This is a genomic window from Sphingomonas alpina (assembly GCF_014490665.1).
GTDB classification, from domain to species: domain Bacteria; phylum Pseudomonadota; class Alphaproteobacteria; order Sphingomonadales; family Sphingomonadaceae; genus Sphingomonas; species Sphingomonas alpina.
Genome location: NZ_CP061038.1, coordinates 4,141,729 through 4,168,032, shown reverse-complemented (window position 1 = coordinate 4,168,032; position 26,304 = coordinate 4,141,729). Strand labels below are relative to the sequence as shown.

The window sequence follows — 26,304 nt, the reverse complement described above, 5'->3', positions numbered from 1 at the left end:
CCTATTGGCTGGACGAGATGCTTAGTCGCGATCGCCGGTCAGGAAGGCCGGTGCAAACTCGGGCGCTGGGCCGTCATCATTGCCGCCCGAACGCTCGGGGCGCGGACCACGGTCACCACCGCCGTCGCGACGCGGGCCACGGTCCCCGCCGTCACGACGCGGACCGCGGTCACCACGGCCGCCGCCGTCACCACGACCACCGCCATCGCCACGGCCTTCGCCTCTGGGGCCACGGCCACCATCGCCGTCACGGCGCGGGCCGCGCGGACCACGGTCGCCGCCTTCACGCGGTTCGCGTGCCGGGCGGCTGTCTTCCAGCTCGGCGCCCGTTTCCTGGTCGACGACGCGCATCGACAGGCGAACCTTGCCACGCGGATCGATCTCGAGGACCTTGACCTTGACTTCCTGGCCTTCGCTCAGAACGTCCGAGACCTTCTCGACACGCTCGTTGCGAATTTCGGAGACATGGACGAGACCGTCCTTGCCGCCCATGAAGTTCACGAACGCACCGAAATCGACCAGGTTGACGACCTTGCCGTCATAGACCTTGCCGACTTCCGCTTCCTCGACCAGACCCTTGATCCACTTGATAGCGGCTTCGATCTGCGCGGTGTCGGACGACGACACCTTGATCACGCCTTCATCGTCGATGTCGACCTTGGCGCCGGTGGTGGCGACGATCTCGCGGATCACCTTGCCGCCGGTGCCGATCACGTCACGGATCTTCGACTTGTCGATCGTGATCGTCTCGATGCGCGGTGCATGAGCCGACAGCTCTTCACGGGTATGGTCGAGTGCCTTGGCCATTTCGCCGAGGATGTGTGCGCGGCCTTCCTTGGCCTGGGCCAAAGCCTTGCGCATGATCTCTTCGGTGATGCCGGCGATCTTGATGTCCATCTGCATCGTGGTGATGCCCTCGGACGTGCCCGCGACCTTGAAGTCCATGTCGCCGAGATGATCCTCGTCGCCAAGGATGTCGCTGATCACGGCGAAGTCCTTGCCCTCCAGGATCAGGCCCATCGCGATGCCCGAGACCGGCCGCTTCAGCGGCACACCAGCGTCCATCATGCTCAGCGAACCGCCGCACACCGTCGCCATCGACGACGAGCCGTTCGACTCGGTGATGTCCGACAGAACGCGGATCGTGTAGGGGAATTCTTCCTTGGTCGGCAGCACCGGGTGCAGCGCGCGCCAGGCGAGCTTGCCATGACCGACTTCACGACGACCCGGCGCGCCGAAGCGGCCCACTTCACCGACCGAATAGGGCGGGAAGTTATAGTGCAGCATGAAGTTTTCGTAGGACAGGCCGGTCAGCCCGTCGATCATCTGCTCGCTTTCCTTGGTGCCCAGCGTGGTGGTGCAGATCGCCTGCGTCTCACCGCGGGTGAACAGCGCCGAACCATGGGTGCGCGGCAGGAAATGCACCATCGCTTCGATCGGACGGATCTGCGTGGTGGTGCGGCCGTCGATGCGCTTGCCGTCCTTGAGGATGGCGCCGCGCACGATTTCCGCTTCCAGCTTCTTCATCAGCTTGCCGGCGGCCATCTGATCCTGCGGGGCGGCGTCGGCGAAGGCGGTCTTGCCCTTGGCGCGTGCCTCGTTGAGCAGGTTCGAACGCTTGGACTTGTCGGTCACCTTGTAAGCAGCGGCGATGTCCTTGCCGATCAGCTTCTTGAGCTTGTCCTTGGCGGCCGAGAGATCAGCCTGAGCGGCCATTTCCCACGGATCCTTGGCGGCCTGCTCGGCCAGATCGATGATCAGGTTGGCGACCTCGCGGCATGCCTTGTGCGCGAACTGCACAGCGCCGAGCATGACCTCTTCCGACAGCTCCTTGGCTTCGGATTCGACCATCATCACGGCATCGCCGGTGGCGGCGACGACCAGGTCGAGCTCGCCCGACTTGGTCAGTTCGGTGGTCGGGTTGAGGATGTATTCGCCATCGACATAACCGACGCGTGCTGCGCCGATCGGGCCCATGAACGGCACGCCCGAGATGGTCAGTGCCGCCGACGCCGCGACCATCGCGAGGATGTCGGGCTCGTTCTCGCCGTCATAGCTGAGAACCTGGCAGATCACGTTGATCTCGTTGTAGAAGCCTTCCGGGAACAGCGGGCGGATCGGACGATCGATCAGGCGGCTGGTCAGCGTTTCCTTTTCGGTCGCGCCGCGTTCACGCTTGAAGAAGCCGCCGGGGATGCGACCCGAGGCCGAGAATTTTTCCTGGTAATGGACGGTGAGGGGGAAGAAGTCCTGCCCTTCCTTGACCGACTTGGCGGCAGTGACGGCGCACAGCACGACGGTTTCGCCGAGCGTCGCGATGACCGCGCCATCGGCCTGACGGGCAACGCGGCCCGTTTCCAGCGTGAGGGTCTTGCCGCCCCACTGGGTGCTTACAGTTTTCGTATCGAACATTTTATTTCCTTCACTCCGCACGCCCAATGCGCGCGGGGCCTATCTGCGAGCCGATAATGGCCCGGCTTGTCCCTTCCACTGGCCGTTCATTCGGCGGGAAGGGGGTTCGGGGAAACCAGCCGAATTGCCGGTTCCCGAATAGCGAAACGGCCCCCTTCCGGGGGCCGTCCGTGTTACTTGCGAAGCCCGAGCTTCGCGATGAGATCGGTATAGCGCTGGCCGTCCTTGTGGCGGAGATAGTCGAGCAAGCTGCGGCGCTTGTTGACCATCATCAGCAGCCCGCGGCGCGAATGATTGTCCTTCTTGTGGCCCTTGAAGTGCTCGGTCAGGTTGCGGATGCGCTCGGTGAGGATCGCGACCTGGACTTCGGGGCTGCCGGTGTCGCCTTCGACGCGGCCATGTTCCTTGACGAGCGCGTCCTTGCGCTCTGCGGTGATCGTCATGCATTTTCCTTCGACATCGTCATAGGTTGAAGCCTCGCACGACCAGGACCGATTGGCCCCGAACCTCGACCAGAGCGACCGGAACATCGTCCAGCATCGCGAAGTGGAGGCCATCGTCTCTGGCAATCCCGGTCAGAACACGCCCCTGGCGGAGCGCCCCTGCCTGATCGGGGGTGAGGGATAGAGCCGGGATGTCGTCCAGCCCCGCCCTCAACGGCAGGAGTATCTGTTCAAGCCCGCGCGCAATAGCGAGTTCGGCCAATTTGTCCAGCGATATCGAGTCGGCCAGCGTGAACGGACCGGCCTTGATGCGGCGCAGCATGGTGACATGCCCGACCGTGCCGAGCGCGAGTGCGATGTCGCGCGCGAGGCTGCGGATATAGGTGCCCTTGGAGACATGGGCGGTAAGGGTGATTTCACTGAGCGCCTCTTCGGCACGAAGCGCCGGGGAGGTGCTCAGCGCATGAATCACGACGGCCCGACTCGCCAGCACCACATCCTCGCCTGCTCGTGCCAGGTCATAGGCGCGCTCGCCATCCACCTTGAGTGCGGAATAGGCCGGCGGCACCTGATCGATCGGCCCGGTAAAGCGCGGCAATATCGCTTCGACTTGTGGCAGGGTCGGGCGCTTGTCGGAGGCTGCGATTTCGACACCTTCGGCATCCAGCGTATCGGTCTGCACCCCGAACCCGATGGTAAAGTCGTACACCTTGTCGCTGTCCAGCATCCGGCCGGCGAGCTTGGTCGCCTCGCCAACCGCGATCGGCAGCACGCCTGACGCGAGCGGGTCGAGCGTGCCACCATGTCCGACCTTGAACTTGCCGTAATCGCCGGTGCGCAACGCACGCTTCACCGCTGAGACGGCCTGAGTCGAGCCAAGCCCAATGGGCTTGTCGAGGATGATCCAGCCATGCATCGCGCTCAACCCACAGCGCGCATGAATGCTGCCGAGAAATGTTTGCGGCACATCGCGACATAGCGGTCATTGCCGCCAATTTCGGTCTGTTTCCCTTCGGCGATCGCGCGGCCATCGGAATCGACGCGCAGATTCATCGTCGCCTTGCGCCCGCATTCGCAGACCGATTTGATCTCGATCAACGAATCGGCAATCGCGAGCAGCCGCGCCGAACCTTCGAACAGCCGTCCCTGGAAATCGGTACGCAGGCCATAAGCGAGCACCGGAACGCCGTGCATGTCGGCAAGCACGGCAAGCTGATCGACTTGCGCGGCGGTCAGAAACTGCGCCTCATCGACTAGCACGCAAGCGGGCAGCGCTTCGCCCGCGCGGTGGACGATCGCGATCAGATCGGTGTCACGCTCGAACGCGATCGCATCCGCGCCAAGACCGATGCGAGACGTGACGGTACCCGCTTCGAACCGGTCGTCGATCGCAGCAGTGAACAATATCGTGCGCATGCCGCGCTCGCGATAATTGAAATCCGCCTGCAACAGGGTGGTCGATTTCCCCGCATTCATCGAGGCGTAGTAGAAATAGAGCTTGGCCATGCCGCGCTTGTTCCACGCAGGGCCGTTGCGATCAATCGCCGGTCGCGAAGATCATCAGCATATCGTCGCCGTCATCGCCCGCGACCAGACCCTGTTCGACGAATCCTGCCCGCGCATAGGCGCGGCGCGCCCGGAGATTGGCCGCATCGGGATCGATCGCGACACATGGCGCACCTTCGGCGAGCAATCGTTCCGCCAATTGCCGCAAGAACGCCGAACCATGCCCGCCGCCGATCATGTCGGGCACGCCGATGAACGCATCGATCGCGACCGTGTCGGCGGGCATCGCCTGGAAATGCGGCTGCGGCCAGCGATGCACCTCATAATGCTGGGCATAGCCGAACGGGTGACCGTCATGGCTGACGATCCACATCGTCATGCCGGGTTCGTCGAGATCCTCGCGTAGCAAAGTTTCCTGTTCGTCCGGATCGCCCCACCAGCGCACGACCTCGGGCGTTTCGAGCCACACGCGCAACATCGGCAGGTCGGCGGCGGTCGCGGGACGGAAGTCGTAGTGGTCGTTCATCCCAGCAAGATGGGTCCTGCCGGATTCGGGAGTCAATCGTCGCTGGCGGTATCGAGATCTCGCGCAACATGCGGCGTGCGCAGCAGCTGATCGATATGGCTGCCCTCGTCAAAGCTCTCATCGGCGAGGAACTTCAGCTTGGCGGCATATTTCATCTTCACTCGCGCGGCTGCCTCGCGTTGCAGATAGGCGGTGTTGGTGCGCAGCGCCTTGAGCACTGCATCCTCGTCCTTGCCGAGCAGCGGCTTCACGAACACTGTCGCATGGCGCAGGTCGGGCGACATGCGCACCTCAGTCACCGTGACGAGATGCTTGGCCAGCGTCTCGTCATGCACATCGCCGCGGGCAAGGATGTCCGACAGCGTGTGACGCATCTGTTCGCCCACGCGCAGGACGCGGACGGAGCGGGCTTCGGGAGTTTCGGCTGACTTCATATCATTCCTACCCCCTCTCCCCCGCATGGGGGAGAGGGTGATGGGTTACAGCGTCCGTTCGCGCAGCTCGACCTCGAAGGTTTCGAGGAAGTCGCCGGGCTTGATGTCGACGAAGTTCTGCGTGAACGTCACGCCGCACTCCAGGCCCGCACGGACTTCCGCCACATCATCCTTGAAGCGACGCAAGGATGCGATCTCGCCCTGATAGATGATGACATCTTCGCGCGTGATGCGCGCCTTGAGCGCCTTGCGGATGATGCCTTCGGTGACGAGCAGGCCCGCCGCCTTGCCATGCTTGCCGGCCGAGAAGACTTCGCGGATTTCCGCGCGGCCGACGACCGTTTCGAACGCCTCGGGGCCAAGCTCGCCCGCCATGCCCGAGCGAATCTCGTCGATCAGGTCGTAGATCACGTCATAATATTTGAGCGCGACCTTCTGGCGTTCGGCGATCTCGCGCGCCTTGGCGTTGGCGCGGACATTGAAGCCGATGATCGGCGCGCCGCTGGCACCGGCCAGGGTCACGTCGCTCTCGGTGATGCCGCCGACTCCCGAATGGAGCACGCGCGCCTTGATGTCGTCGGTCGAGATCTTGTTGATCGACGCGACGATCGCCTCGACCGACCCTTGCGTGTCGGCCTTGACCACCAGCGGATATTCGATCGCCTGCTTGTCCTTGAGCGCGGAGAACATGCTCTCCAGGCTGGCCGGAGCCGACGTCGTGCGCTTGTTGGTGATCACGCTCTGACGATATTCCGCGACCTCGCGGGCGCGTGCCTCGTTCTCGACTACCGACAGCGGATCGCCGGCGCGCGGCACGCCGGATAGGCCGAGCACTTCGACCGGCATCGACGGGCCGGCTTCCTTGATCTGCTGACCCTTGTCATTGGTCATTGCGCGGACCTTGCCGCTCTCGGCGCCGACGACGAAGATGTCGCCGACCTTGAGCGTGCCACGATTGACCAGGATCGTCGCGACCGGGCCGCGGCCCTTGTCGAGCTTCGCCTCGATCACTGTGCCTTCGGCGGCGCGATTCGGATTGGCCTTCAGTTCGAGCAGTTCGGCCTGGAGCTGGATTTTCTCGACCAGTTCGTCGAGACCCGTCTTCTGCAAGGCGGAGACTTCGACGTCCTGCACATCGCCGGACATTTCCTCGACGATCACTTCGTACTGGAGCAGCGCTTCGCGCACCTTTTGCGGGTTGGCGTCGGGCTTGTCGATCTTGTTGATCGCCACGATCATCGGCACGCCGGCCGCCTTGGTGTGGTTGATCGCCTCGATCGTCTGCGGCTTCAGCCCGTCATCGGCGGCGACGACCAGCACGACGATATCCGTCACATTGGCGCCACGCGCACGCATTTCGGTAAAGGCCTCATGGCCCGGCGTGTCGAGGAACGTGACCTTCGACTTGTCCTTCAGCGTGACCTGATAGGCGCCGATATGCTGGGTGATGCCACCGGCCTCGCCCTTCACGACATCGGTGCCGCGCAGCGCGTCGAGCAAGCTCGTCTTGCCGTGATCGACATGGCCCATGATCGTGACGACCGGCGGACGCGGCTGCAGCGTCTCATCGGCATCGGCATCGGTTTCGATCGCGAGATCGATGTCCGAATCGCTGACGCGCGTGATGTTGTGGCCGAATTCGGTCACCAGCAGTTCGGCGGTGTCCTGGTCGATCGTCGCGTTGATCGTGACGGGCATGCCCATCTTGAACAATGCCTTGACCAGGTCGGCGCCCTTTTCCGCCATGCGATTGGCGAGTTCCTGAACGGTGATCGCTTCCGGCACGACGACGTCGCGGATCTGTTTGGCCTGCGCTTCGCGCGGGCCGCCCATCCGGCGATGTTCCTTTTCACGAGCACGCTTCAGCGCCGCGAGGCTGCGGGCACGCGCGCCGTCACCGTCGCCGAGCGCGCGGTTGACGGTCAGCTTGCCGGCAGTACGGCGATCGTCGCCCTTGCGGTCGCGCAGGGCGGCGCGCGGCACGGTCTCTCCGGCGCGCTTGATACCGACACCAGCGGGAGCCGGCGGTGCGTTGTTGTTGGCCGTGCTGGCGGTCGCAGCCGGCGCCGGTGCTGCCGGGGCAGGCGGCGGCGGAGGCGGCGGACGCGGGCGTTCCGGACGTGCGACCGGGGTGAACCGACGCGGCGCCGGCATGCTCGGGTCGAGCGTGATCTCGATCGGCGCGGGCGGGGGCGGTGGAGGCGGTGGCGGCGGTGCAGCAACGGGCGCTGCCGGAGCGGCGGCCACTGGAGTGGGCACAGGCACGGGTGCTGCGGCTTCGACTGGAGTCGGTTCCGGGGCCGGCTCGGGCGTCGGAGCCGGCTCGGGCGCTGCGGGCGAATCGGGGGCATCGCCGGCAAGGCGCGCTTCCTCGGCGCGGCGCCGGGCTTCCTCGGCCGCTTCGATGCGCTCGCGCTCCTCGCGGCGACGCGATTCCTCCAGCGCGTTCATGCGCGATTCGTCGGCCTCGCGCAGCAGCTTCGCCTGAAGCTCCTGACGCGACAGCAGGGAATTCGCGGGCGAGACCGGAGCAGGCGGCGGCGGGGCGGGCCGCGGGGCTACCGGAGCAGGGGCTGCCGTTTCCTCGACGACCGGCGCGGCTGGGGTTGCGGCCGGACCGAGGATACGGCGGCGCTTCACTTCCACCTGCACGGTGTTCTGGCGGCCATGGCTGAAGCTCTGCTTCACCTGGCCAGTCTCGACCGTGCGCTTCACCCCCAGCGGTGCGCGCATGACCAGTTTCGGCTTCTCGTTGTCCGTATCGCTCACTCGGATTCCTCGTAATTCTCGTCGGCCGGATCGTTCACTTGGTCGTCGGCGTCGTTTCCGTTCCCGGATTCAGACGGCGATGCGCCCTGCGAGGCCGTTTCGCAAGGCACGGGAGATGGGTCAGGGCCGATGAAATGCAGCCAGCGGTGAAGCGCTTCGCTCACCCTCTTGGCTGCATCGGGATCAGTCAGGCCGATATGTACCACATTCTGGCGGCCTAGTGCCACGGCCAATATGGTGCGCGGAACCGGCAGAACCAACCCCCTGCGGTCGCTGCCTTCTTCGTCGTTGCCGACGCGCCATGCCTGGTCGAGCTTGCGGTTGCCGTCGGTGCCTGCGTCGGACGCATGCAGCAGCAGATGAAGCTTGCCCGCGCGGGCGGCGGTCTCGATCTTGTCGGAGCCGGAGAACAGGCCGCCGGACCGCGATTCGAGCCCGAGCCGGTCGAGCGCCGCGCGTTCCAGCGCCGCCTCAATCTTTGTCGGCAGGTCGTCGGGTACGATGATCGGTCCGGTCTTGAAGGCACGCGCGAGCGCGCCTTTCAGCTTGCCCTTCTTTATCGCGGCCTCGAGTTCGGTCCGGGTCACGCCAATCCACGCCCCACGGCCTGGCGCCTTGGCGCGGACATCGGGGAGAATGTCGCCGTCCGGCGACAGGGCCAGCCGCACCAGCGCATGGCGCGGCGCGCGGTCGCCGAGCAGGATGCAGCGGCGAATCGGGTCAGCGGCGGTCATGCGCACGCCTCCACTCGCATCGCTGCGAACCCCGGAGCCAGTCCGGAGCGGTGAGGGAATGTCTGTAGCCCTAGCGCGTCATTGTGAGGGAACCGCATGCGCGTCCTCCCTCGACGGTGCCGATGAGGGAGTGTCACGATCGGCGATCAACTGACCACCTGCGCCGTAATTCTCCGTCGACACTTCTTCGATCACGACCTGCACCGCAGCCGGGTTCTTGCCGAGGCGCGAGACCAGGGATGCGGTGACGTCGGCGACGATCCCCGCTTTCTGATCGCGCGTCGCGGTTCCCGATATGCGGATGCTGACGAATGGCATTACGCTTCACTCTCCTCCGATGCATCGGCAGCAGGCGCTGCTTCCTCATCGTCGAACCAATGCGCGCGGGCGGCCATGATGATCTCATTGCCCTGCTCTTCCGACAGGCCATATTCGCCAAGCACGCCGCCCTTGTCTTCAGGGCGCTTGTTCTCGGTTTCGGCGCGGCGGCGCTGCTCCTGGCGCTTCTTCTGCACCAGTTCGTCGGTTGCAAGATCGGCAAGATCGTCGAGCGTCAGGATGCCGGCCTTGCCCAGCGTAACGAGCATCGCCTCGTTGAGATGCGGCATGGTGGACAGATCGTCCGACACGCCAAGTTCGCGGCGCAGCGTGCGATTGGCTTCCTCACGGCGCTCGAGCGCTTCGGTCGCGCGGCTCTGCAGTTCGGCGGCGAGGTCCTCGTCGAACCCTTCGATCGAGGCGATTTCGTCTGCCTCGACATAAGCCACTTCTTCCAGCGCGCCGAACCCTTCGGCGACGAGCAGCTGAGCCAGCGTCTCATCGACGTCGAGCTCGGTCTGGAACATCTCGGTACGCTCGGCGAATTCCTTCTGGCGCTTCTCGGATGCGTCGGCTTCGGTCAGGATGTCGATCGCCTTGCCGGTCAGCTGGCTGGCGAGACGGACATTCTGGCCGCGACGGCCAATCGCGAGGCTGAGCTGATCGTCGGGTACGACGACTTCGATGCGATCCTCTTCCTCGTCGATCACGACGCGCGAGACGGAGGCGGGCTGCAGCGCGTTGACGACGAAGGTCGCGGTGTCGGGCGACCAGGGGATGATGTCGATCTTCTCGCCCTGCATCTCCTGCACGACGGCCTGAACGCGGCTGCCCTTCATGCCGACGCACGCGCCGACCGGATCGATGCTGGAGTCATGGCTGATCACGCCGATCTTGGCGCGGCTGCCCGGATCGCGCGCGGCGGCCTTGATCTCGATGATGCCGTCATAGATTTCGGGCACTTCCTGCGCGAACAGCTTCTTCATGAAGTCGGGATGCGCGCGGCTCAGGAAAATCTGCGGCCCGCGATTCTCGCGACGCACGTTGAGGATCAGCGAGCGGATGCGGTCGTTGACGCGCACCACTTCGCGCGGGATCTGCGCGTCGCGACGGATCACGCCTTCGGCGCGGCCCAGATCGACCACGACATGACCGAATTCGACGCGCTTGACCACACCGGTGATGATCTCACCCATGCGATCCTTGAATTCCTCGAACTGGCGCTCGCGCTCGGCGTCGCGGACCTTCTGGAAGATCACCTGCTTGGCGGCCTGCGCCGCGATGCGGCCGAACTCGATCGGGGGCAGCGGATCGACGATATAGTCGCCGACCACCGCACCGGCCTGGAGTTTCTGCGCTTCCTTCAAATTGACCTGCTTGAAATAGTCATCGACGGCCTCGACCACTTCGACGACGCGCCACAGGCGAAGGTCGCCGGTATTCGCATCGAGCTTCGCGCGGATGTCGTTCTCGGCGCCGTAACGGGCGCGGGCTGCGCGTTGAATCGCGTCTTCCATCGCCTCGATCACGATCGCGCGATCGATCATCTTCTCGGTCGCGACGGCATTCGCGATCGCGATCAATTCTGCCTTGTTGGCGGAAACGGCAGTGGCCATCAATCTTGCCCTTCACTGGTGTTGGTATCGGCGGCCTCAAGCGCGCCTTCGTTGTCGGTAAAGTCTTCGAATTCTTCTTCGTCCGCGCCCTCGGTCGAGAGCGGGCGCGTCGCGGCGAGCAACCGGTCGGTGAACAGCAATTTCGCATCGGCGACCTGGTCGAACCCGATCGTCATCGGCACATGCTTGTTCACGTCGATCGTGATGCGGTCGCCTTCGACCCCGGCGAGATTGCCGGTCAGCTGCTTGCGGCCCTCGACCGGTGCGGTCAGCACGATGCGTGCTTCATGCCCTTCCCAGTCGGCGAAGTCGTTCAGCCGCGTCAGCGGCCGGTCGATTCCCGGCGAGGACACTTCGAGGCGATATTCGCTCTCGATCGGGTCGGCCTCGTCGAGCAGGTCGGAGATGCGACGCGACAATTCGGCGCAATCGTCGATCGTCAGCTGGCGCGTGTCGGGGCGCTCGGCCATCACCTGCAGGGTGATGTCGCCGGCTCCACCGAACAATTTCACGCGCACCAGGTCGAAACCCAAAGCCTGTGCCTCGGGTTCGATCAATGCCGTCAATTTGGCGAGATCCGCCATCTGCTCTCCGAATGAATAGGTCTCGTCGCCGCCGCGAGCCGGAGCCCGCAGCCTCTTCATCAATCAACGATGTAGAGAAAGCGCGAGTGCGATATAGGCGGATCGCACAAGACTGGCAAGCGGGCCGCGCAGTCACCGGCGCTATACCGCATTGTCCCGCCCAACCGACCGACCGGAGAGACGATATGCGCCTGTTGTACCTGAGTCTGCCGATAGCGCTGATCGCCTGCAGCGCGAATCAGGCAACCCCCGCGGCCGCACGTGGCGAGCTGCCCTTCGCCAGGACCGTGGTGGCCGATTTCGACTCGCCCTGGGCGATGACCTTCCTGCCCGACGGGCGCATGCTGGTGACCGAAAAGGCCGGACAGCTGAAGCTGGTGTCGGCCGACGGCAAGCAGGCGACGACCGTCACGGGCACGCTGCCGGTCGACAGCGCGGGGCAAGGCGGGCTGATGGACGTCGTCCTCTCACCCGGATTTGCACAGGACCGGCTGGTCTATTTCAGCTTCTCGGAAGCCGGGCCGGGCGGCAAGGGTGTGGCGCTGGCGCGGGGCAAGCTGGCCACCGATGCGGGCCAGCTGGAGGATGTCGCGGTGATCTTCCGCGCGCACCCCTATGTCGAGGGCGACGGCCATTATTCGGGCCGCATCGCCTTCTCTTCCGATGGCCAATATCTCTTCTTCACCAATGGCGAGCGGCAGAAATTCGACCCTGCGCAGGACCCCAGGGCCACACTCGGCAAGGTCCTGCGCCTGACCCTCGACGGCAAGCCGGCGCCGGGCAATCCGCTGGCCGCACAGGGCTTCGATCCGGCGATCTGGTCCTATGGCCATCGCAATCTGCTCGGCATCGCCTTCGATTCGACCGGCAATCTGTGGGAGCAGGAAATGGGCCCGAAGGGAGGCGATGAGGTCAATCTGATCGTTGCGGGCAAGAATTACGGCTATCCCAAAGTCTCCAATGGCAGCCATTATGATGGCCGCGACATTCCCGATCACAAGCCCGGTGATGGCTTTGAAGCACCCAAAGTGTGGTGGAACCCGTCAATCTCGCCCGGCGGGCTGATGATCTATTCCGGTGACCTGTTTCCGGCGTGGAAGGGCGATGCGTTCATCGGCGGCCTGTCGTCACGGGCGCTGCTGCGGGTCGATCTCGATGGCACCAATGCGAAGAAGGGCGACCAATGGGATATGGGCGCGCGGATTCGTGAGGTCGAACAGGGTCCCGACGGGGCGATCTGGATGCTGGAGGATGGTAGCGATGGGTCGCAGGGCCGGCTGATCAAGCTGACGCCGAAAAGCTAGGGCTCGGGACGGGCAACAGGAGATATGTTACACCGGAATGTCGCATATCTCAGGCCGATATTTCCGAAGAGGTCTATAAATAATATAATCATATCAAGTGCTTGATGTGATCTAGGGCCTTGGCCGCCGCTCTCAGCCCCGCGCCACCATATAATTCATTCGCGCCGCCGCGATCGGCTTGGCGGGATCGTCCTGCCAGGCCGTCGCTTCGACATTGGCGACGCGATTGCCGAGCCGGGTGACGACACCCTGTGCGCGGGTCGGCTTGTCGCGGCCGCCGCGCATGAAATCGACCGTGACGTTGATCGGCTTGATTCGCCCCCGAGACTCTTTGGCGCCTCCTTCGGCCGCCAGGGCGTGCTGGAGCGCGGCGATCGCCGCCATTTCCATCAACCCGCTGATCGCGCCGCCGTGCAGAAAGCCGGGGCGACCCAGTACGTCGTCGCCGAACGGCATGATCAGCACAGGGGCTGCATCACTCAAATCGGGATCGACGGTCAGGCCGAGCAGATCGGCATAAGGCGGCAGCATCAGCGATAGCCCTCCGGTGCCATGAAGGTGCCCGCGACATGCGCCAGTGGATCGGCCGGGTCGCCGTCATGCGCCGTACCGCGCACGAACGCGATCGAGCGTGTCAGGCGATAGCATTCGCCGCGCCCGATCACTGTTTTTCCGGGCGTTGCGGGGCGCAGATAATCGACCCGCAGGTCGAGCGTCGCGTGCGGGCGAAAGCCGTTGAGCTTGAGCCACACCGCCATGCTCGTCGCCATGTCCATCATCGACAGGATCGGGCCGGAGGCGATCACACCACTCGCCGGATCGCCGATCTGCTCCTCGCTATAGGGCAGAGCGAGTTCGACCCAATCGAGACCATGCGCGTGATAATGCAGCCCGAGCCGACGGCCATGACCACCGGCACCGTTGCGGAGGAAGCGTTCGGGATCGAAGACGAAGCCGGGGACTGTCATGTTCCGCGCTCTACACGGCAACGCGATCAAGGCAAGCCGGGCTGGATTCGGTCGTTGCGGGTGTTGCGGCCCACGTCTAGCATTAGGTTGCAAAACAAAACGAGGAGAGACGGGTGCATCCCAGCATTCATGGCGCCGCGACGCCCGACAAGGCGGCGCTGATCGTTGCCGAAACCGGCGAGACGATCAGTTTTGCCGAGCTAGACCGCCGCTCCAATCGCGCCGCGCAGCTGTTTCGCGCCCGCGGGCTGGCGATCGGCGACACGGTTGCGCTGTTCCTCGACAATATCCCCGAATTCTATGACATCACCTGGGGTGCGCAGCGGTCGGGCCTCTTCTATGTCTGCATCCCGTCGAAGCTGACCGCGCCCGAGGTCGAGTATATTCTGCGCGATTCGGGGGCGAAGCTGCTTATCGCCTCCGCGGCACAGGCCGATGTAGCGGAAAAGCTCGATCTTGCCGGCTGCACCGGTCTGGCGATCGGGGGCGTGGCGGGATGGGAAGACTGGGCCGCGGCAGTCGCGGCAATGCCCGATACGCCGGTTGCCGACCAACGCGCCGGCGCCGATATGCTCTATTCGTCGGGCACCACCGGACGGCCAAAGGGCGTGCGCGTCGCGCTGCCCGAGGATCCGGGGATTGCGACCCCCAATGTGCTCGCGACGCTGGCACAGGTGCTTTACGGCCTGGGTCCGGACACGATCTATCTCAGCCCTGCGCCGCTCTATCATGCCGCTCCGCTGCGCTGGTCGATGACCGCGATGCGGCTTGGCGGCACCGTCGTGATGATGCGGCACTTCACACCCGAAACCGCACTCGCCGCGATCGAGCGCTACGGCGTCACCGCGAGCCAATGGGTGCCTACGCATTTCGTGCGCATGCTCAAGCTCGATGAGGCGGCGCGCCGTGCTCATGACCTGTCGACGCTGAAGGTCGCCATCCACGCCGCCGCGCCGTGCCCGGTGCCGGTCAAACAGGCGATGATCGACTGGTGGGGGCCGGTATTGTTCGAATATTATGCCGGGTCGGAGGGCAATGGCCTGACCACGATCAACTCGGCCGAATGGCTCGCCCATCCCGGTTCGGTGGGCAAGGCGGCCTATGGTGCGCTGCACATCTGCAACGAAGCCGGCGAGGAGCTTGGCCCAGACGAGGAAGGCTTGATCTATTTCGAAGGCGGCGGCGTGTTCGAATATCACAACGACCCGGCCAAGACCGCCGAGGCGCGCAATGCGCTAGGCTGGACCACGCTCGGCGATATCGGACGGATCGATGCCGATGGCTTTCTCTATCTCACGGACCGCAAGAGTTTCATGATCATCTCGGGCGGGGTGAACATCTATCCGCAGGAAATCGAGAATCGCCTGATCACCCATCCACGCGTCGCAGATGTCGCGGTGATCGGCGGTCCCGATGCGGAAATGGGCGAGCGCGTGATTGCGGTGGTTCAGCCGCTCGACATGGCCGAGGCCGGGCCCGATCTGGCAGCCGAACTGACCGCCTGGTGTCGCGCCGAGCTTTCAGGGGTGAAGACCCCGCGCCAGATCGACTTCACGGCGGAACTGCCACGCCATGCGACAGGGAAATTGTACAAGAGGTTGCTCCGCGATCGCTATTGGGGCGAGAGCGGGAGCCGGATCGTCTAGCCATGATCCAATCCCGTTCGTGCTGAGCCTGTCGAAGCACCGTCCTTTTCACGACGCCGGGAAATAGCAGAAGGGCCTTTCGAAAGACGAGGGCGAACGGAGATTTTATGAACGACCGCGTATCCATCACTGTGACTGACCATATCGCCGATGTCCGGCTGACCCGCGCCGACAAGATGAATGCGATCGATCCGGCGATGTTTCAGGGCATCGCCGATGCGATCGACCAGCTTGCCGGCATGGATGACGTGCGGGTTGCGATCCTGTCGGGCGAGGGGCGCGGTTTCTGCGCCGGTCTCGACATGGGCAGCATGGCCACGGGCGGCTCGGGGCTCGAATTGTCGTCGCGTCCCTGGGACGGCGCCAATCTCGTCCAGCAGGTATCGATCGGCTGGCGCAAATTGCCGATGCCGGTAATCGCCGCGGTCCATGGTGTCGCGTTGGGCGGGGGTTTCCAGATCATGTCAGGCGCGGATATCCGCATTGCCGCGCCGGCCACGCGCTTCGCAATCCGCGAACTGCACTGGGGACTGGTACCCGACATGGGTGGCTTCCCGCTATGGCGCAGCCTGGTGCGCGACGATGTGCTGCGCGAACTGACCTACACGGCGCGAGAATTCGGTCCTGAGGACGCACTCGGCTATGGCTTCATCTCGCACATCGCCGACGATCCTCGCGCTGCCGCGCTGACGCTTGCGGCCGAGATCGCGTCGCGCAATCCGCACGCCGTGCGCGGTGCGAAACGGCTGTGCAATATGGCCCATGATGCGGATCCCACAACGATGCTCGAGGCCGAGACGGTCGAGCAGCTGAAGGTCATCCGCCAGCCCAATCAGGTCGAGGCGGTGATGGCCAATATGGAGAAGCGCACGCCCGTGTTTCGGGATTGATGTCGTTTGTCGTTCATGAATCCGGAAGCGGTCTCAGGATCCCGTAAGGATCGTCGCCAGCGGAGCGCTTCACTTCGTCGAGCAACCAGTCGCGGAGCGCGCGTACCTTGGTCTGGTTGCGCTTATGCTCCGGATAGACCAGCCAGAAGCCGTTGCGATAGGTCGCGAAATGCTCGAACGGCGGCACCAGCAGTCCGGCCTCGACCGCCGACTGGAACATTGGCGGGCTGACGATCGCGACGCCATGGCCGGCAATCGCGGCATGCCCGTCCAGCACTTGCGATTCGAACCGGATGCCGGTGCGCGACCGGCCATTCGAGTCCAGGTCGGCCAACGAATCGAACCATAGATCCCACCAGTCATCGTCGGGCGACAGGCGCGCAACCGTGAGCAGGTCGGCTGGTGTCCGGAGCGGATGCGCCGCCAGGAAAGATGGGCTCGCCAGCGGCGTTATCGGCATGCGCATGAGGAAATGCGAGACAAGCCCGGTCGATGGTGAGGGTGCCGGCATGCCGCGAATGGCGACGTCAAACTCGCTCGATGCCAGATCGACCATCTCGTCGGAAACGTGAAGACGCACCGATAAGTCGGGGCGGATGACGTTGAAATCCCCCAGCCGTCCGGAAAGCCAGTTGGTCGAGAAGGTGCGCGGGGCGGTGATGCTGAGGACCGAATCATTCTCCGTGCCGGCAATGGCGAACGCTTCTCCCAGCATGGTGAACGCGCCGGTCACGCGCGGTGCGATCCGGCGGCCAAGATCGGTCAACGCCATGCCACGTCCCTTGCGCACGAACAGTGCCGCACCCAGCCGCTCTTCAAGAATCTTCATTTGATAGCTTACCGCGGCCTGGGTGAGTGCAAGCTCCTCGGCGGCGCGGCTGAAATTCTCGTGTCGCGAGGCAGCTTCGAACACCCGGATCGCGGCAAGAGGAGGAATGCGATGCATAGCATATATATAAGGTGAATTTATATATCGAGTCCATCGCTTTGTTGGTGTCGAAACCGTGGCTGCGTCAAAAAGAATGCGTCGTTCACGATCAACAAAGGCCCCTGTCATGCTGAAGCTACTTCTCCCCGCACTGCTCCTCTCCGCCGGCGCAACGGATGCCGCATTCGCACGCAATGCGCAGCCGGACGTCCACATTTCCTATCATGATCTCGATCTGCGCAGCCAGGCGGGGATCACGCAGCTCGATCGGCGGATAAACCGCGCGATCAATGCGGTTTGCCCCGACCCAGTCGGTGTCGATCTGCAGCTCAAGCTGGCTATTTCCAAGTGCCGCAGAATAAAGGCCGCGGAGGTATCGGGACAGCGTATCGGGGCACTGGCCAGCGCTACGCGGGCCGATGTGTCGATCGCTGCATCGCGTTGAGACCGGCTATCCGATACTGACCGGCAGATATGCGGCGGCGTCCCATCGCCGTCGCATATCTGCTTATGAATATACAAGCCAAGCTGATGTTTTCTGATGGCCCGGCTTCCGTCCGACGCGCTGCGGCGCGGATCGCTTCATGCGCGCCTGATACGATGCCCCTCGAGTCCGATCCGGAAATCGGCGGCGAGGGCGGTCGCATTCGCGCCACCGCTCATCACGATTACCGTGTCGCAGGTGGCGATCGGTTCGCCATGCTGGAACGCGGCCGACAGCAGGTGCCAGCTTCGTGTGCCGATATCGCCGACCCCGGTCGCGATCTCGACATCGCCGGGAAAATGGCCCTCGGCGAGATAATTGATCTCGACCTTGGCGACGAGCCAGCGATGGCCGTGCCAGCCCGACAGATTCATCGCCTTGTTGAAGCGTACCCGCCCGCTCTCGAACAGGGCTGCCATTGCGACATTGTTGATATGGCCAAGCACGTCCAGGTCCTGGAACCGGGTCTGGATCGCTTCGCTATGTGGATAGCTGGCGGGGTCGAGCCGCCATGGTTCTGGTCGTGCGATTGGTCGTCTCCCCCTGCCGTCCGCGCCGCGCGCCGCCGAAACGCCGTCTCAAGGCAGCGTTTTCGACGTCGCGCGAGGCGACCGGTGACGCCATAGCGCGTGGCTCAGCGCGGCGCCATGCGGATCGCGCCGTCGAGGCGTACATCCTCACCGTTGAAATAGCTGTTCTCGATCATGGTCAGCGCGAGATGAGCATATTCCGGCGCATTGCCGAGCCGCTTGGGGAACGGCACGCTGGCGGCGAGCGCGTCCCTTACCGGCTGTGGCGCGCCCTGCATCAGTGGCGTGTTGAAGATGCCGGGCAGGATCGTGTTGACGCGAATCCCCTCGCTCATCAGGTCGCGCGCGATCGGCAAGGTCATGCCGACCACGCCGCCCTTCGACGCGGAATAGGCGGCCTGGCCAATCTGACCGTCCTCGGCGGCGACGCTCGCGGTCATCACGATCGCGCCGCGCTCGCCATCTTCACCCGGGTCGAGCGTCAGCATGCCCGCCGCCGACTTGGCGACGCAGCGGAACGTGCCGACCAGATTGATCTGGATAAGCCAGTCGAACGCGGCGAGCGGGAAATGCTTGATGCTGCCGTCTTCCTTCGACCGGCTCGCGGTCTTCACCGCATTGCCGGTGCCGGCGCAGCACACCAGCACGCTCTCCTGGCCATGCGCGGCGCGCGCCTTGGCAAAGCCGGCATCGACGCTCTCGTCCGAAGTCACGTTCACTTCGCAGAAGATGCCGCCGATATCGGCCGCGACCTTCTCGCCCTTTTCGGCCTGCAGATCGAAGATCGCGACCTTGACCCCCTTGGCCGCAAGCGCCCGCGCAGTCGCCTCGCCAAGGCCGGACGAGCCGCCGGTAACGACGGCGGCGGTGGTGTTGTCGAGTTTCATCAGAGTTTCTCCACGATCGTCACATTGGCGATACCGCCGCCTTCGCACATCGTCTGCAGGCCATAACGCTTGCCGCGCGTGCGCAATGCGTTGACCAGGGTCGCCATCAGCTTGGTACCAGACGCGCCGAGCGGATGGCCGAGCGCGATCGCGCCGCCATTGACGTTGAGCTTTGCCGGATCGGCGCCGACATGTTTGAGCCAGGCGAGCGGGACCGGCGCGAATGCCTCATTGACCTCGTACAGATCGATATCCTCGATCTTCATGCCCGCACGCTTCAGCGCCCGGTCGGTCGCGAACAGCGGCTCTTCGAGCATGATTACCGGGTCGCCGCCGGTCACCGTCAGATTGACGATGCGCGCGATCGGGGTGAGGCCATGCTCCTTCAGTGCTGCCTCGCTGACGATCAGCACCGCGCTCGCGCCATCGCAGATCTGGCTGGCATTGGCGGCGGAGATCGCTCCGCCTTCCTGCAGCAGCTTGACCGAGCCGATTGATTCGAGCGTCGCGTCATAACGGATGCCCTCGTCGCGGCGATGGCTTTCGACGCCTTCGGGCGTCTCGACATCGATCGCGACGATTTCGCGTTCGAACGCGCCGCTTTCGGTCGCGGCGATCGCGCGCTTGTGGCTTTCCAATGCGAATGTGTCGAGCTGCTCACGGTTGAAGCCGTGCTTCTTGACGATCATTTCCGCGCCCATGAACTGGCTGAACAGGATGCCAGGATATTTTTCCTCGAGCCGCGGCGACTTATAATTGCCCAGGCCCTCCTTCATGTGGAGCATCGCGGTCGATCCCATCGGGACGCGCGTCATGCTTTCCACACCTGCGGCGATCACGATGTCCTGAGTGCCCGACATCACGGCCTGGGCAGCGAACTGGATTGCCTGCTGCGACGACCCGCACTGACGGTCGATCGACACGGCGGGCACGCTGTCGGGCAGGTTCTTCGCGGCGAGCACGGCGTTGCGGCCGACCTGGCCGGCCTGCTGGCCACCCTGGCTGACACAGCCCATGATCACGTCGTCGACCGCTGCGCCGTCGAGTCCCGTGCGCTCGATCAGCTGGTCGAGGACATGCGCCGCCATGTCGACCGGATGCGTGCCGGCAAGCTTGCCGCCGCGCCTGCCGCCTGCGGTTCGCACCGCATCCACGATATATGCCTCGGCCATCCGACTCTCCTATAAGTCCCGATTTGCAACTTCTCTTGCTCAATCCGGCGTGCTCGGCAAGGGGTGTGCGAACAGTGCGGGTGCCGAAACGGAGTGTCTTCAATGAAAGTGTCCGAAGCCGTAGCGGCACGCCGATCGGTGCGCGGATTCCTCGATACGCCGGTCGATGCGGATTTGTTGCGCGGCCTCGTGACCAAGGCCGCGCGCGCCGCGACCGGCGGAAATCTGCAGCCCTGGCATGTCGACTTGCTCAGCGGTGCGCCACTGGCTGAGCTCAAGGCGATCGTCGCGGCGAAACTGATCGCCGGCGAGACTGAGGAGCCGGCGTATCAGATCTACCCGGCGCCGCTCACCGCGCCCTATCGCGACCGTCGCTTCGCGGTCGGTGAAGCGATGTATGGTGAGATCGGCATTCCGCGCGAGGACAAGGCGGCACGGCGGATGTGGTTCGCGCGCAACTTCCAGTTCTTCGGCGCGCCGGCCGCCTTGTTCTGCACCGTCGACCGACAGATGGGGCCACCGCAATGGGCCGATCTCGGCATGTATCTGCAGAATGTGATGCTGCTGGCGGTAGAGGCGGGGCTCGCCACCTGTCCGCAGGAATGCTGGGCGATGTATCCCGGGACGATCACGTCGTTCCTCGGCACACCGGCGGAGCGCATGCTCTTTTGCGGCATGGCGATCGGGTATGAGGATACAGAGGAGCCCGCGAACCGCTTGCGCAGTTCACGGGCTCCCGAGGAAGAGTGGCTGACGGTTAGGTCTTAAAGCGGGCCTGCTAAGCCCCTTATTCTTCTCCCCTCCCTTTATGGGAGGGGTGGGGGAGGGTGCGATCGCGGAGCGTATCGCTCGACGCGAAGCGTCGACCGGGGCATCGAGCCCCGCCCGCCGCTGACCCTCCCCTAGCCCCTCCCATAAAGGGAGGGGAATGATAGGGTCAGCACAAACGGTTGAAATTCTAGACCTTAAGCCGCTGGTGAACGGCGCCCGCCGCCCGAATGCTGACGACGCGGACCGCCACCAGCAGGACGGCCGGCATTGCCGCCGGGACGGCCCGGACCACCGGGCCGATGGCCACCGGCCGGACGACCGGCACCTTCAGGACGACCACCGCCCGGGCGACCCGCACCCTCGGCACGCTGGCCGGTCGGGCGCGCAGCATGCGTTGCGCGCGGCGGCGCGCGGTGACGGCCGCTATCGTCGCGACGGCGCTCGTCATCGGCGCCGGCCGGGCGGTTGGCCTTGATCTTCGCCGCCTCGGCGGTGAAGCCCTCGGGCAATTCCATCACGTTCGGCTTGACGCGCGTCAGCTTCTCGATGTCGCGCAGATACGGACGCTCGTCGCTCGCGCAGAAGCTGATCGCCACGCCGCTCGCGCCGGCCCGTGCGGTCCGGCCGATGCGGTGGACATATTGCTCGGGCACATTGGGCAGTTCGAAGTTGAACACATGGCTCACGCCCGACACGTCGATGCCGCGCGCGGCGATGTCGGTCGCAACCAGCACCCGAGCCTTGCCCGCCTTGAACTCGGCCAGCGCCCGCTCGCGCTGCGGCTGGCTCTTGTTGCCATGGATGGCGTTGGCGAGGATGCCGGCATGGCCGAGCAGCTTCACGACGCGGTCGGCGCCATGCTTGGTGCGGGTAAAGACCAGCGCGCGCTCGACGCTCTCGTCGCGCAACAGGATGGTCAACAGCGCCTGCTTTTCGGCCTGGTTGATGAAGGTGACATGCTGGTCGACGCGCTCGGCGGTGGTCGATACCGGCGCGACCTTCACGGTCACCGGATCCTTGAGGAACTGGTCGGCCAGCTCGCGGATCGCATTGGGCATCGTCGCCGAGAAGAACAGGGTCTGGCGCTGCTTGGGCAGCATGCGGACGATCTTGCGCAGCGCATGGATGAAGCCCAGGTCGAGCATCTGATCGGCCTCGTCCAGGACGAGGATTTCCAGCGTCGCCAGGCTGACGAAGCGCTGTTCGATCAGGTCGAGCAGACGGCCCGGCGTGGCGACCAGGATGTCGACGCCGCGCGCCATGTCCTGGCGGTTCTTGTTGATGCTGGTGCCGCCGAACACGGTTGCGACCGACATCTTGGAGAACTTGCCGTAGTCGCGTGCGCTGTCGGCGATCTGGCTGGCCAGTTCGCGCGTCGGTGCGAGCACGAGCATGCGGCAATGCGTCGGCAGGACGCGCTTTTCCTCATTGACGAGGCGCTGGATCGACGGGAGCACGAACGCGGCGGTCTTGCCGGTGCCGGTCTGCGCGATACCAAGCAGGTCGCGGCCCTCGAGCAAGGTCGGGATCGACTGCTTCTGGATCGGGGTGGGGGTAGTATAGCCCTTTGCTTCGAGAGCGCGGACCAGGGGTTCGGCAAGGCCGAGATGTGCGAAAGACATGAAAATGATAGCCTGAATCGGCCAACGCACGTCGAATCGACGCACGTATGGCGGGGGAGGATGACACCCCGCGTGAAAAGGGAAGCCTGTTAAAAACGACCGAGGCGGAGCCGGAACCTTGCGGATCCAATCACGCTGCATGACGCCTCGATGGGCGCTATTTAAATGCTGCGCTGCAAAATGTCAATGTGGATCGGGTTCGGCGCGTCGTCATGCGCGCGGCCGACGGGCTGGTTGATATCCGTTGTTCGGCTACCACTGCGTCAGACGGGCAGGTGGATTCCGGCCCTTCCGATTTGCCGCTATGCTCGGCGAAGCTCGATGCCGCCCTTGTGCGTCGAATGCATATTCAACCGCAGCCCGAGGATAATAGACAATGTCGCACGAGGACGGCACCAGGATCATTCACAGGAGAACGCCGGAATCTGCGGCCATGGTGGCGAGCGTCAAGCGGGCGATGGCGCTCACCCCGGCGCTCAATCGTTTGGCATATGACGATGCGGACGCAATCCGGGCCGTGTTCAGCGATTTGATCGGCAGGAAGGTGGACGACGGCTTTTCGTTGATCCCGCCATTCTACACGACCGGCGGCGAGAATATCCGCGTTGGGCGCAACGTGTTCATCAACCAGAATTGCACCATGTACGACCTTGGCGGGATTGATATCGCCGATGACGTGATGATCGGTCCGAACGTGAGCATCATCACATCGGGCCATCCCATCGAACCTTCTCAGCGACGCGCCTTCGTAATCGCAAAGCCCATCGTGATTGAGAGGAATGTGTGGATCGCAGCTTGCGTCACGATCATCGGCGGGGTGACGATTGGCGAAAACTCTGTTGTGGCTGCCGGTTCGGTCGTCACTCATGACGTTCCCCCGAATAGCTTTGTCGGAGGGAATCCGGCACGAATCATCCGATCGATCGGTGGCGAGTGAAAGGCATCCGCGAAGGTTCGTTCCAGCCGGCAGCCTCCTGCCCTCAGCGCTGATACGCCTTGGGCAACGCGCCTTCCTGCGGCACCAGATAGCGATCGCGCAGCATGCCCTGGCGCGTCTCGAGTGGTTGCTTGACCCCATCGATCCAGACGCTGAGCGCTGCCGTATCGAGTTCGAGTGGGTCGCCGCTCCAGATCACCACATCGCCGCGCCGCCCGGGGCGCAGCGAGCCGATTTCGCCGCCCAGGCCGATCACCTCTGCCGGGATCGAGCTGATCGCGGCAAAGGCGCTGTTCCAGTCAAGCCCGGTCGCACCAGGCAGTTTCGTCAATGCGACGAGGTTGCCGGCATATTGCTTCTCGAGCCGCGCCTGGCGCGCTTCATTGTCGTTGATCATGCCGATGCCGACCTGCACGCCCGCTGCCTTCATCCGGCCGATGTTCGACTGAGTCGATCCGAGCTGCTCGAACGAAGCGGGCAGGTCGGTCAGCGCGCTGGCGATCACCGGCACATGCGCCGCGGCGATCTGGGGCGCGACGGTCCAGCCCTCCGCCGCACCGACCAGCACCAGTTTCAGCGCAGGCATTTCCCGCTTCAGGTCGAGCAGCACCAATATGTCGGACGCCCGCTCGACATGGATCAGCAGCGGCATGCGCCCGCTCGCCACAGCGCCCAGCGCCTCGGCATCGGCGCGGGTGAGCAGCGCATCCTTGCCGAGATCGGCATAGCCAGCCGGGTTGCGCGCATAATCCCTCGCCTGGATCAGTGCATTGCGGAACTGCAGGATCGCCGAGGCGCGGCTGCCGCCGCCGGCACGTGCGCCGGATTCGCCATATTCCATGAACTGGAAAGCGCGGGCGCGAGTCACTGCGTCGCGGTCCGCTCCGAGATCGATCACTGCGCCCATGCCCGCGAAGACCGAGCCATTATTGTCCGGCGCGACGATCGCGCGGGTTACGCCCTCGGCGCGATTGAGCGGGATCGAGCTCGACTTGGGATTGACCGCCGGTGCGATATCGATCGCGGCGTGGAACGGGCTGCTCGATGCGCCCGAATCATTGGTCTGCGACACGCCATCGACTTCGATGATGCCCATGCGAGTGAAGCCGGCGACGATGCCCGGCGTGACCCAGCGACCACCGGCATCGACCGTGTCCACGCCCGCCGGCACCGCGATATGCGCGCCGGCCGCGATCACCTTGCCGTCGCGTACCACTACCGTGCCGCCCTCGATCGGGGCGGAGCCGTCGCCGATCACCAGCTTCGCATTGACGATCGCCACCGATTGGGCGGCTGCCGGGGTTGTCGTGAATGCCACGGCGCAGAGCAGGAGGCGCTTCACTTCACATCTCCAGCACCAGGTTGGCCAAGCTCGAAATCGGACACCGGCCTGAGTTTGGGGTTGGTCGCGTCGTAGAGCAGGGCGCCGTCGATCCAGACCTTTTCGGGGCGCGAATAGACGCTGAACGGATTGCCGTTCCACAGCACGACATCGGCCATCTTGCCGGCTTTCAGGCTGCCGGTGCGGTCAGCGATGCCGAGCGCCTTGGCCGGGTTGATCGTCAGCCATTCCCACGCCACCGCGTCCGAAATGTCGATCCCCGCGCGTCGCCCGGCGGCGAGCGCCTTGGCCACTTCCTGATTGAGCCGCTGAATGCCATTCTCGTCATCGCTATGGATCATCGCGCACGCGCCGGCCTTTTGCAGCAGCGCGAGATTCTCGCTGATCGCGTCATAGCTTTCCATCTTGAAGCCCCACCAGTCGGCCCATACCGCCGCGCAGGTGCCGTTCTGCTTCAACAGGTCGCCGATCTTATAGGCTTCGACCGCATGGTGGAACGCCGCGACATGATAGCCGAACTCCTTGGCCATATCCATGACGATGGCCATTTCGTCAGCGCGGTAGCAGTGATTCTGGACGAGGATTTCGCCGTCGAGCACGCCGCGCAGCGTGTCCATCGCGATGTCACGCGTCGGCGCGTCGCCACCGTCCTTCTCGTACTTGTCCCATTTGCGCTTATACTCGACCGCCTTGGCCCAGGTCTGGCGATCGACCGCGATATTGCCCATCCGGGTCGAGGGCTGACGGCCCTTGCTGCCATAGACGCGCTTGGGATTCTCGCCGCACGCCATTTTCAGGCCATAGGGTGCGCCGGGGAATTTCATCCCCTGCACGGTGCGGGCATAGACATTCTTGAGCACGACTGACCGGCCACCCATCAGGTTGGCCGATCCGGGCAGGATCTGCAGCGTGGTGACCCCGCCATTGGCGAGCGCACGGCTGAACCCCGGATCCTGCGGCCAGACGCTATGCTCCGCCCAGACATCGGCGGTGACCGGTCCGGTCGCTTCATTACCGTCGGAATTGGCTTCCACCCCGGGCGAGGGATAGTCGCCGAGATGGCTGTGGATATCGATGATGCCGGGGGTGACGACCTTGCCGGTGCCGTCGATCACCGTCGCGCCCTCGGGTGCGGTGACGGTCTCACCGACTGCGACGATCTTGCCGTCGGCGAACAGCACCTGGCCCCTGGCGATACTGCCGCCTTCGCCGTCGAAGATCGTGACGTTGGTGACCAAAGTCGGCGCGCCCGGATAGGCTTTGTAGGTCGATGGATAGGGATCGCGGCTATAACTCTTGCCCGGCGTGGACTTGGCCGAGCTGCTCGCGCTCTTCGGCTTGTCGGCATTGGCGTCTGTGGCGCAGGCCGAGAGCATCGCTGCGCCCGCACATGCCATCGTCGCGGTACGCAGCCAGTGTGCCGCCCGAAACCCGTCCGCCATTACGCCCCCTGTTATTCAATCCGGTGTCGTCCCGGGAAG

The 26,304-nt window shown here is 64.3% G+C and carries 26 protein-coding genes; 6 read left to right on the top strand and 20 right to left on the bottom strand.

Annotation, left to right across the window (positions count from 1 at the left end; translation table 11 throughout):
* Positions 1–21: 21 nt before the first annotated feature.
* The 11 genes from pnp to rimP form a co-directional block, all read right to left on the bottom strand.
* Positions 22–2,412, bottom strand: a complete 2,391-nt coding sequence (pnp, locus tag H3Z74_RS19340) for a polyribonucleotide nucleotidyltransferase (protein WP_187761174.1) — start codon at positions 2,410–2,412, stop codon at positions 22–24.
* Positions 2,413–2,585: 173 nt separating this feature from the next.
* Positions 2,586–2,855 (bottom strand): 30S ribosomal protein S15, encoded by a 270-nt coding sequence (gene rpsO, locus H3Z74_RS19335; protein ID WP_187761173.1) that lies wholly within the window; start codon positions 2,853–2,855, stop codon positions 2,586–2,588.
* A 19-nt stretch (positions 2,856–2,874) separates the two neighbouring features.
* Positions 2,875–3,771: a tRNA pseudouridine(55) synthase TruB gene (truB, locus tag H3Z74_RS19330; protein ID WP_187761172.1), complete on the bottom strand. Its 897-nt coding sequence runs from the start codon at positions 3,769–3,771 to the stop codon at positions 2,875–2,877.
* Between the two features lie 5 nt (positions 3,772–3,776).
* Positions 3,777–4,361: a thymidine kinase gene (locus tag H3Z74_RS19325; protein WP_187761171.1), complete on the bottom strand. Its 585-nt coding sequence runs from the start codon at positions 4,359–4,361 to the stop codon at positions 3,777–3,779.
* Between the two features lie 31 nt (positions 4,362–4,392).
* On the bottom strand, positions 4,393–4,887 hold the full coding sequence (locus tag H3Z74_RS19320) for a GNAT family N-acetyltransferase (protein WP_187761170.1): 495 nt from the start codon (positions 4,885–4,887) through the stop codon (positions 4,393–4,395).
* Positions 4,888–4,919: 32 nt separating this feature from the next.
* The gene (gene rbfA, locus H3Z74_RS19315) at positions 4,920–5,321 is read right to left on the bottom strand and encodes a 30S ribosome-binding factor RbfA (protein WP_187761169.1); all 402 of its coding nucleotides are present in this window, start codon (positions 5,319–5,321) and stop codon (positions 4,920–4,922) included.
* A 45-nt stretch (positions 5,322–5,366) separates the two neighbouring features.
* On the bottom strand, positions 5,367–8,090 hold the full coding sequence (infB, locus tag H3Z74_RS19310; protein WP_187761168.1) for a translation initiation factor IF-2: 2,724 nt from the start codon (positions 8,088–8,090) through the stop codon (positions 5,367–5,369).
* On the bottom strand, positions 8,087–8,824 hold the full coding sequence (locus H3Z74_RS19305; RefSeq protein WP_187761167.1) for a DUF448 domain-containing protein: 738 nt from the start codon (positions 8,822–8,824) through the stop codon (positions 8,087–8,089). The genes infB and H3Z74_RS19305 overlap by 4 nt, the downstream gene beginning before the upstream one ends.
* Before the next feature lie 78 nt (positions 8,825–8,902).
* Positions 8,903–9,142, bottom strand: coding sequence for a tautomerase family protein (locus H3Z74_RS19300; RefSeq protein ID WP_187761166.1), 240 nt, complete (start codon positions 9,140–9,142; stop codon positions 8,903–8,905).
* On the bottom strand, positions 9,142–10,758 hold the full coding sequence (gene nusA, locus H3Z74_RS19295) for a transcription termination factor NusA (protein ID WP_187761165.1): 1,617 nt from the start codon (positions 10,756–10,758) through the stop codon (positions 9,142–9,144). Before nusA ends, H3Z74_RS19300 begins: the two co-directional genes overlap by 1 nt.
* Positions 10,758–11,342, bottom strand: a complete 585-nt coding sequence (rimP, locus tag H3Z74_RS19290; RefSeq protein ID WP_187764416.1) for a ribosome maturation protein RimP — start codon at positions 11,340–11,342, stop codon at positions 10,758–10,760. Before rimP ends, nusA begins: the two co-directional genes overlap by 1 nt.
* Before the next feature lie 185 nt (positions 11,343–11,527).
* Between rimP and H3Z74_RS19285 the strand changes: the two genes are divergently transcribed.
* On the top strand, positions 11,528–12,646 hold the full coding sequence (locus tag H3Z74_RS19285) for a PQQ-dependent sugar dehydrogenase (RefSeq protein WP_187761164.1): 1,119 nt from the start codon (positions 11,528–11,530) through the stop codon (positions 12,644–12,646).
* 132 nt (positions 12,647–12,778) lie between these two features.
* On the opposite strand, the gene H3Z74_RS19280 is transcribed toward H3Z74_RS19285, so the two are convergent.
* Both H3Z74_RS19280 and H3Z74_RS19275 read right to left on the bottom strand, forming a co-directional pair.
* Positions 12,779–13,177, bottom strand: coding sequence for a PaaI family thioesterase (locus H3Z74_RS19280; RefSeq protein ID WP_187761163.1), 399 nt, complete (start codon positions 13,175–13,177; stop codon positions 12,779–12,781).
* Entirely contained in the window at positions 13,177–13,614 is a 438-nt protein-coding gene (locus H3Z74_RS19275) for a PaaI family thioesterase (protein WP_187761162.1), read from the bottom strand. The genes H3Z74_RS19280 and H3Z74_RS19275 overlap by 1 nt, the downstream gene beginning before the upstream one ends.
* 113 nt (positions 13,615–13,727) lie before the next feature.
* On the opposite strand from H3Z74_RS19275, the gene H3Z74_RS19270 reads away from it, so the two are divergent.
* The gene (locus H3Z74_RS19270; protein ID WP_187761161.1) at positions 13,728–15,260 is read left to right on the top strand and encodes an acyl-CoA synthetase; all 1,533 of its coding nucleotides are present in this window, start codon (positions 13,728–13,730) and stop codon (positions 15,258–15,260) included.
* A 107-nt stretch (positions 15,261–15,367) separates the two neighbouring features.
* A complete protein-coding gene (locus H3Z74_RS19265) occupies positions 15,368–16,150 on the top strand; it encodes a crotonase/enoyl-CoA hydratase family protein (RefSeq protein WP_187761160.1) in 783 nt (260 codons plus the stop codon).
* Positions 16,151–16,163: 13 nt separating this feature from the next.
* Here H3Z74_RS19265 and H3Z74_RS19260 read toward each other — a convergent pair whose 3' ends face one another.
* Positions 16,164–17,096: a LysR substrate-binding domain-containing protein gene (locus tag H3Z74_RS19260; protein ID WP_187761159.1), complete on the bottom strand. Its 933-nt coding sequence runs from the start codon at positions 17,094–17,096 to the stop codon at positions 16,164–16,166.
* 109 nt (positions 17,097–17,205) lie between these two features.
* Here H3Z74_RS19260 and H3Z74_RS19255 point away from each other — a divergent pair, with 109 nt between their 5' ends.
* Positions 17,206–17,523 carry a UrcA family protein gene (locus H3Z74_RS19255; RefSeq protein WP_187761158.1) on the top strand — a complete coding sequence of 106 codons (318 nt, stop codon included), beginning with the start codon at positions 17,206–17,208 and terminating at the stop codon, positions 17,521–17,523.
* A 137-nt stretch (positions 17,524–17,660) separates the two neighbouring features.
* On the opposite strand, the gene H3Z74_RS19250 is transcribed toward H3Z74_RS19255, so the two are convergent.
* The 3 genes from H3Z74_RS19250 to H3Z74_RS19240 all read right to left on the bottom strand — a co-directional run bounded on the left by H3Z74_RS19250 (position 17,661) and on the right by H3Z74_RS19240 (position 20,151).
* Complete coding sequence (locus H3Z74_RS19250) at positions 17,661–18,092, bottom strand: acyl-CoA thioesterase (protein ID WP_187764415.1); 432 nt, start codon at positions 18,090–18,092, stop codon at positions 17,661–17,663.
* 104 nt (positions 18,093–18,196) lie between these two features.
* Positions 18,197–18,979, bottom strand: a complete 783-nt coding sequence (locus H3Z74_RS19245; protein ID WP_187761157.1) for an SDR family NAD(P)-dependent oxidoreductase — start codon at positions 18,977–18,979, stop codon at positions 18,197–18,199.
* Complete coding sequence (locus H3Z74_RS19240; protein WP_187761156.1) at positions 18,979–20,151, bottom strand: acetyl-CoA C-acetyltransferase; 1,173 nt, start codon at positions 20,149–20,151, stop codon at positions 18,979–18,981. The genes H3Z74_RS19245 and H3Z74_RS19240 overlap by 1 nt, the downstream gene beginning before the upstream one ends.
* Positions 20,152–20,253: 102 nt before the next feature.
* Here H3Z74_RS19240 and H3Z74_RS19235 point away from each other — a divergent pair, with 102 nt between their 5' ends.
* Positions 20,254–20,919 carry a nitroreductase gene (locus H3Z74_RS19235; RefSeq protein WP_187761155.1) on the top strand — a complete coding sequence of 222 codons (666 nt, stop codon included), beginning with the start codon at positions 20,254–20,256 and terminating at the stop codon, positions 20,917–20,919.
* 197 nt (positions 20,920–21,116) lie between these two features.
* Here the strand turns inward: H3Z74_RS19235 and H3Z74_RS19230 are convergent, their stop codons facing one another.
* Complete coding sequence (locus H3Z74_RS19230) at positions 21,117–22,544, bottom strand: DEAD/DEAH box helicase (RefSeq protein WP_187761154.1); 1,428 nt, start codon at positions 22,542–22,544, stop codon at positions 21,117–21,119.
* Between the two features lie 376 nt (positions 22,545–22,920).
* Here H3Z74_RS19230 and H3Z74_RS19225 point away from each other — a divergent pair, with 376 nt between their 5' ends.
* Complete coding sequence (locus H3Z74_RS19225) at positions 22,921–23,481, top strand: sugar O-acetyltransferase (protein ID WP_187761153.1); 561 nt, start codon at positions 22,921–22,923, stop codon at positions 23,479–23,481.
* Between the two features lie 43 nt (positions 23,482–23,524).
* On the opposite strand, the gene H3Z74_RS19220 is transcribed toward H3Z74_RS19225, so the two are convergent.
* Complete coding sequence (locus H3Z74_RS19220) at positions 23,525–24,823, bottom strand: amidohydrolase family protein (RefSeq protein WP_187761152.1); 1,299 nt, start codon at positions 24,821–24,823, stop codon at positions 23,525–23,527.
* Complete coding sequence (locus H3Z74_RS19215; RefSeq protein ID WP_390901782.1) at positions 24,820–26,265, bottom strand: amidohydrolase; 1,446 nt, start codon at positions 26,263–26,265, stop codon at positions 24,820–24,822. Before H3Z74_RS19215 ends, H3Z74_RS19220 begins: the two co-directional genes overlap by 4 nt.
* Positions 26,266–26,304: the final 39 nt, after the last annotated feature.

Coding starts and splice junctions, on each gene's coding strand:
- truB (WP_187761172.1), bottom strand. CDS start 3,771: ATGCATGGCTGGATCATCCTCGACAAGCCCATTGGGCTTGGCTCGACT.
- H3Z74_RS19265 (WP_187761160.1), top strand. CDS start 15,368: ATGAACGACCGCGTATCCATCACTGTGACTGACCATATCGCCGATGTC.
- H3Z74_RS19285 (WP_187761164.1), top strand. CDS start 11,528: ATGCGCCTGTTGTACCTGAGTCTGCCGATAGCGCTGATCGCCTGCAGC.
- H3Z74_RS19305 (WP_187761167.1), bottom strand. CDS start 8,824: ATGACCGCCGCTGACCCGATTCGCCGCTGCATCCTGCTCGGCGACCGC.
- H3Z74_RS19240 (WP_187761156.1), bottom strand. CDS start 20,151: ATGGCCGAGGCATATATCGTGGATGCGGTGCGAACCGCAGGCGGCAGG.
- H3Z74_RS19320 (WP_187761170.1), bottom strand. CDS start 4,887: ATGAACGACCACTACGACTTCCGTCCCGCGACCGCCGCCGACCTGCCG.
- H3Z74_RS19215 (WP_390901782.1), bottom strand. CDS start 26,265: ATGGCGGACGGGTTTCGGGCGGCACACTGGCTGCGTACCGCGACGATG.
- rbfA (WP_187761169.1), bottom strand. CDS start 5,321: ATGAAGTCAGCCGAAACTCCCGAAGCCCGCTCCGTCCGCGTCCTGCGC.
- H3Z74_RS19275 (WP_187761162.1), bottom strand. CDS start 13,614: ATGACAGTCCCCGGCTTCGTCTTCGATCCCGAACGCTTCCTCCGCAAC.
- H3Z74_RS19225 (WP_187761153.1), top strand. CDS start 22,921: ATGTCGCACGAGGACGGCACCAGGATCATTCACAGGAGAACGCCGGAA.
- rimP (WP_187764416.1), bottom strand. CDS start 11,342: ATGGCGGATCTCGCCAAATTGACGGCATTGATCGAACCCGAGGCACAG.
- H3Z74_RS19280 (WP_187761163.1), bottom strand. CDS start 13,177: ATGCTGCCGCCTTATGCCGATCTGCTCGGCCTGACCGTCGATCCCGAT.
- H3Z74_RS19325 (WP_187761171.1), bottom strand. CDS start 4,361: ATGGCCAAGCTCTATTTCTACTACGCCTCGATGAATGCGGGGAAATCG.
- pnp (WP_187761174.1), bottom strand. CDS start 2,412: ATGTTCGATACGAAAACTGTAAGCACCCAGTGGGGCGGCAAGACCCTC.
- H3Z74_RS19255 (WP_187761158.1), top strand. CDS start 17,206: ATGCTGAAGCTACTTCTCCCCGCACTGCTCCTCTCCGCCGGCGCAACG.
- H3Z74_RS19300 (WP_187761166.1), bottom strand. CDS start 9,142: ATGCCATTCGTCAGCATCCGCATATCGGGAACCGCGACGCGCGATCAG.
- H3Z74_RS19260 (WP_187761159.1), bottom strand. CDS start 17,096: ATGCATCGCATTCCTCCTCTTGCCGCGATCCGGGTGTTCGAAGCTGCC.
- H3Z74_RS19230 (WP_187761154.1), bottom strand. CDS start 22,544: ATGTCTTTCGCACATCTCGGCCTTGCCGAACCCCTGGTCCGCGCTCTC.
- rpsO (WP_187761173.1), bottom strand. CDS start 2,855: ATGACGATCACCGCAGAGCGCAAGGACGCGCTCGTCAAGGAACATGGC.
- H3Z74_RS19235 (WP_187761155.1), top strand. CDS start 20,254: ATGAAAGTGTCCGAAGCCGTAGCGGCACGCCGATCGGTGCGCGGATTC.
- H3Z74_RS19245 (WP_187761157.1), bottom strand. CDS start 18,979: ATGAAACTCGACAACACCACCGCCGCCGTCGTTACCGGCGGCTCGTCC.
- nusA (WP_187761165.1), bottom strand. CDS start 10,758: ATGGCCACTGCCGTTTCCGCCAACAAGGCAGAATTGATCGCGATCGCG.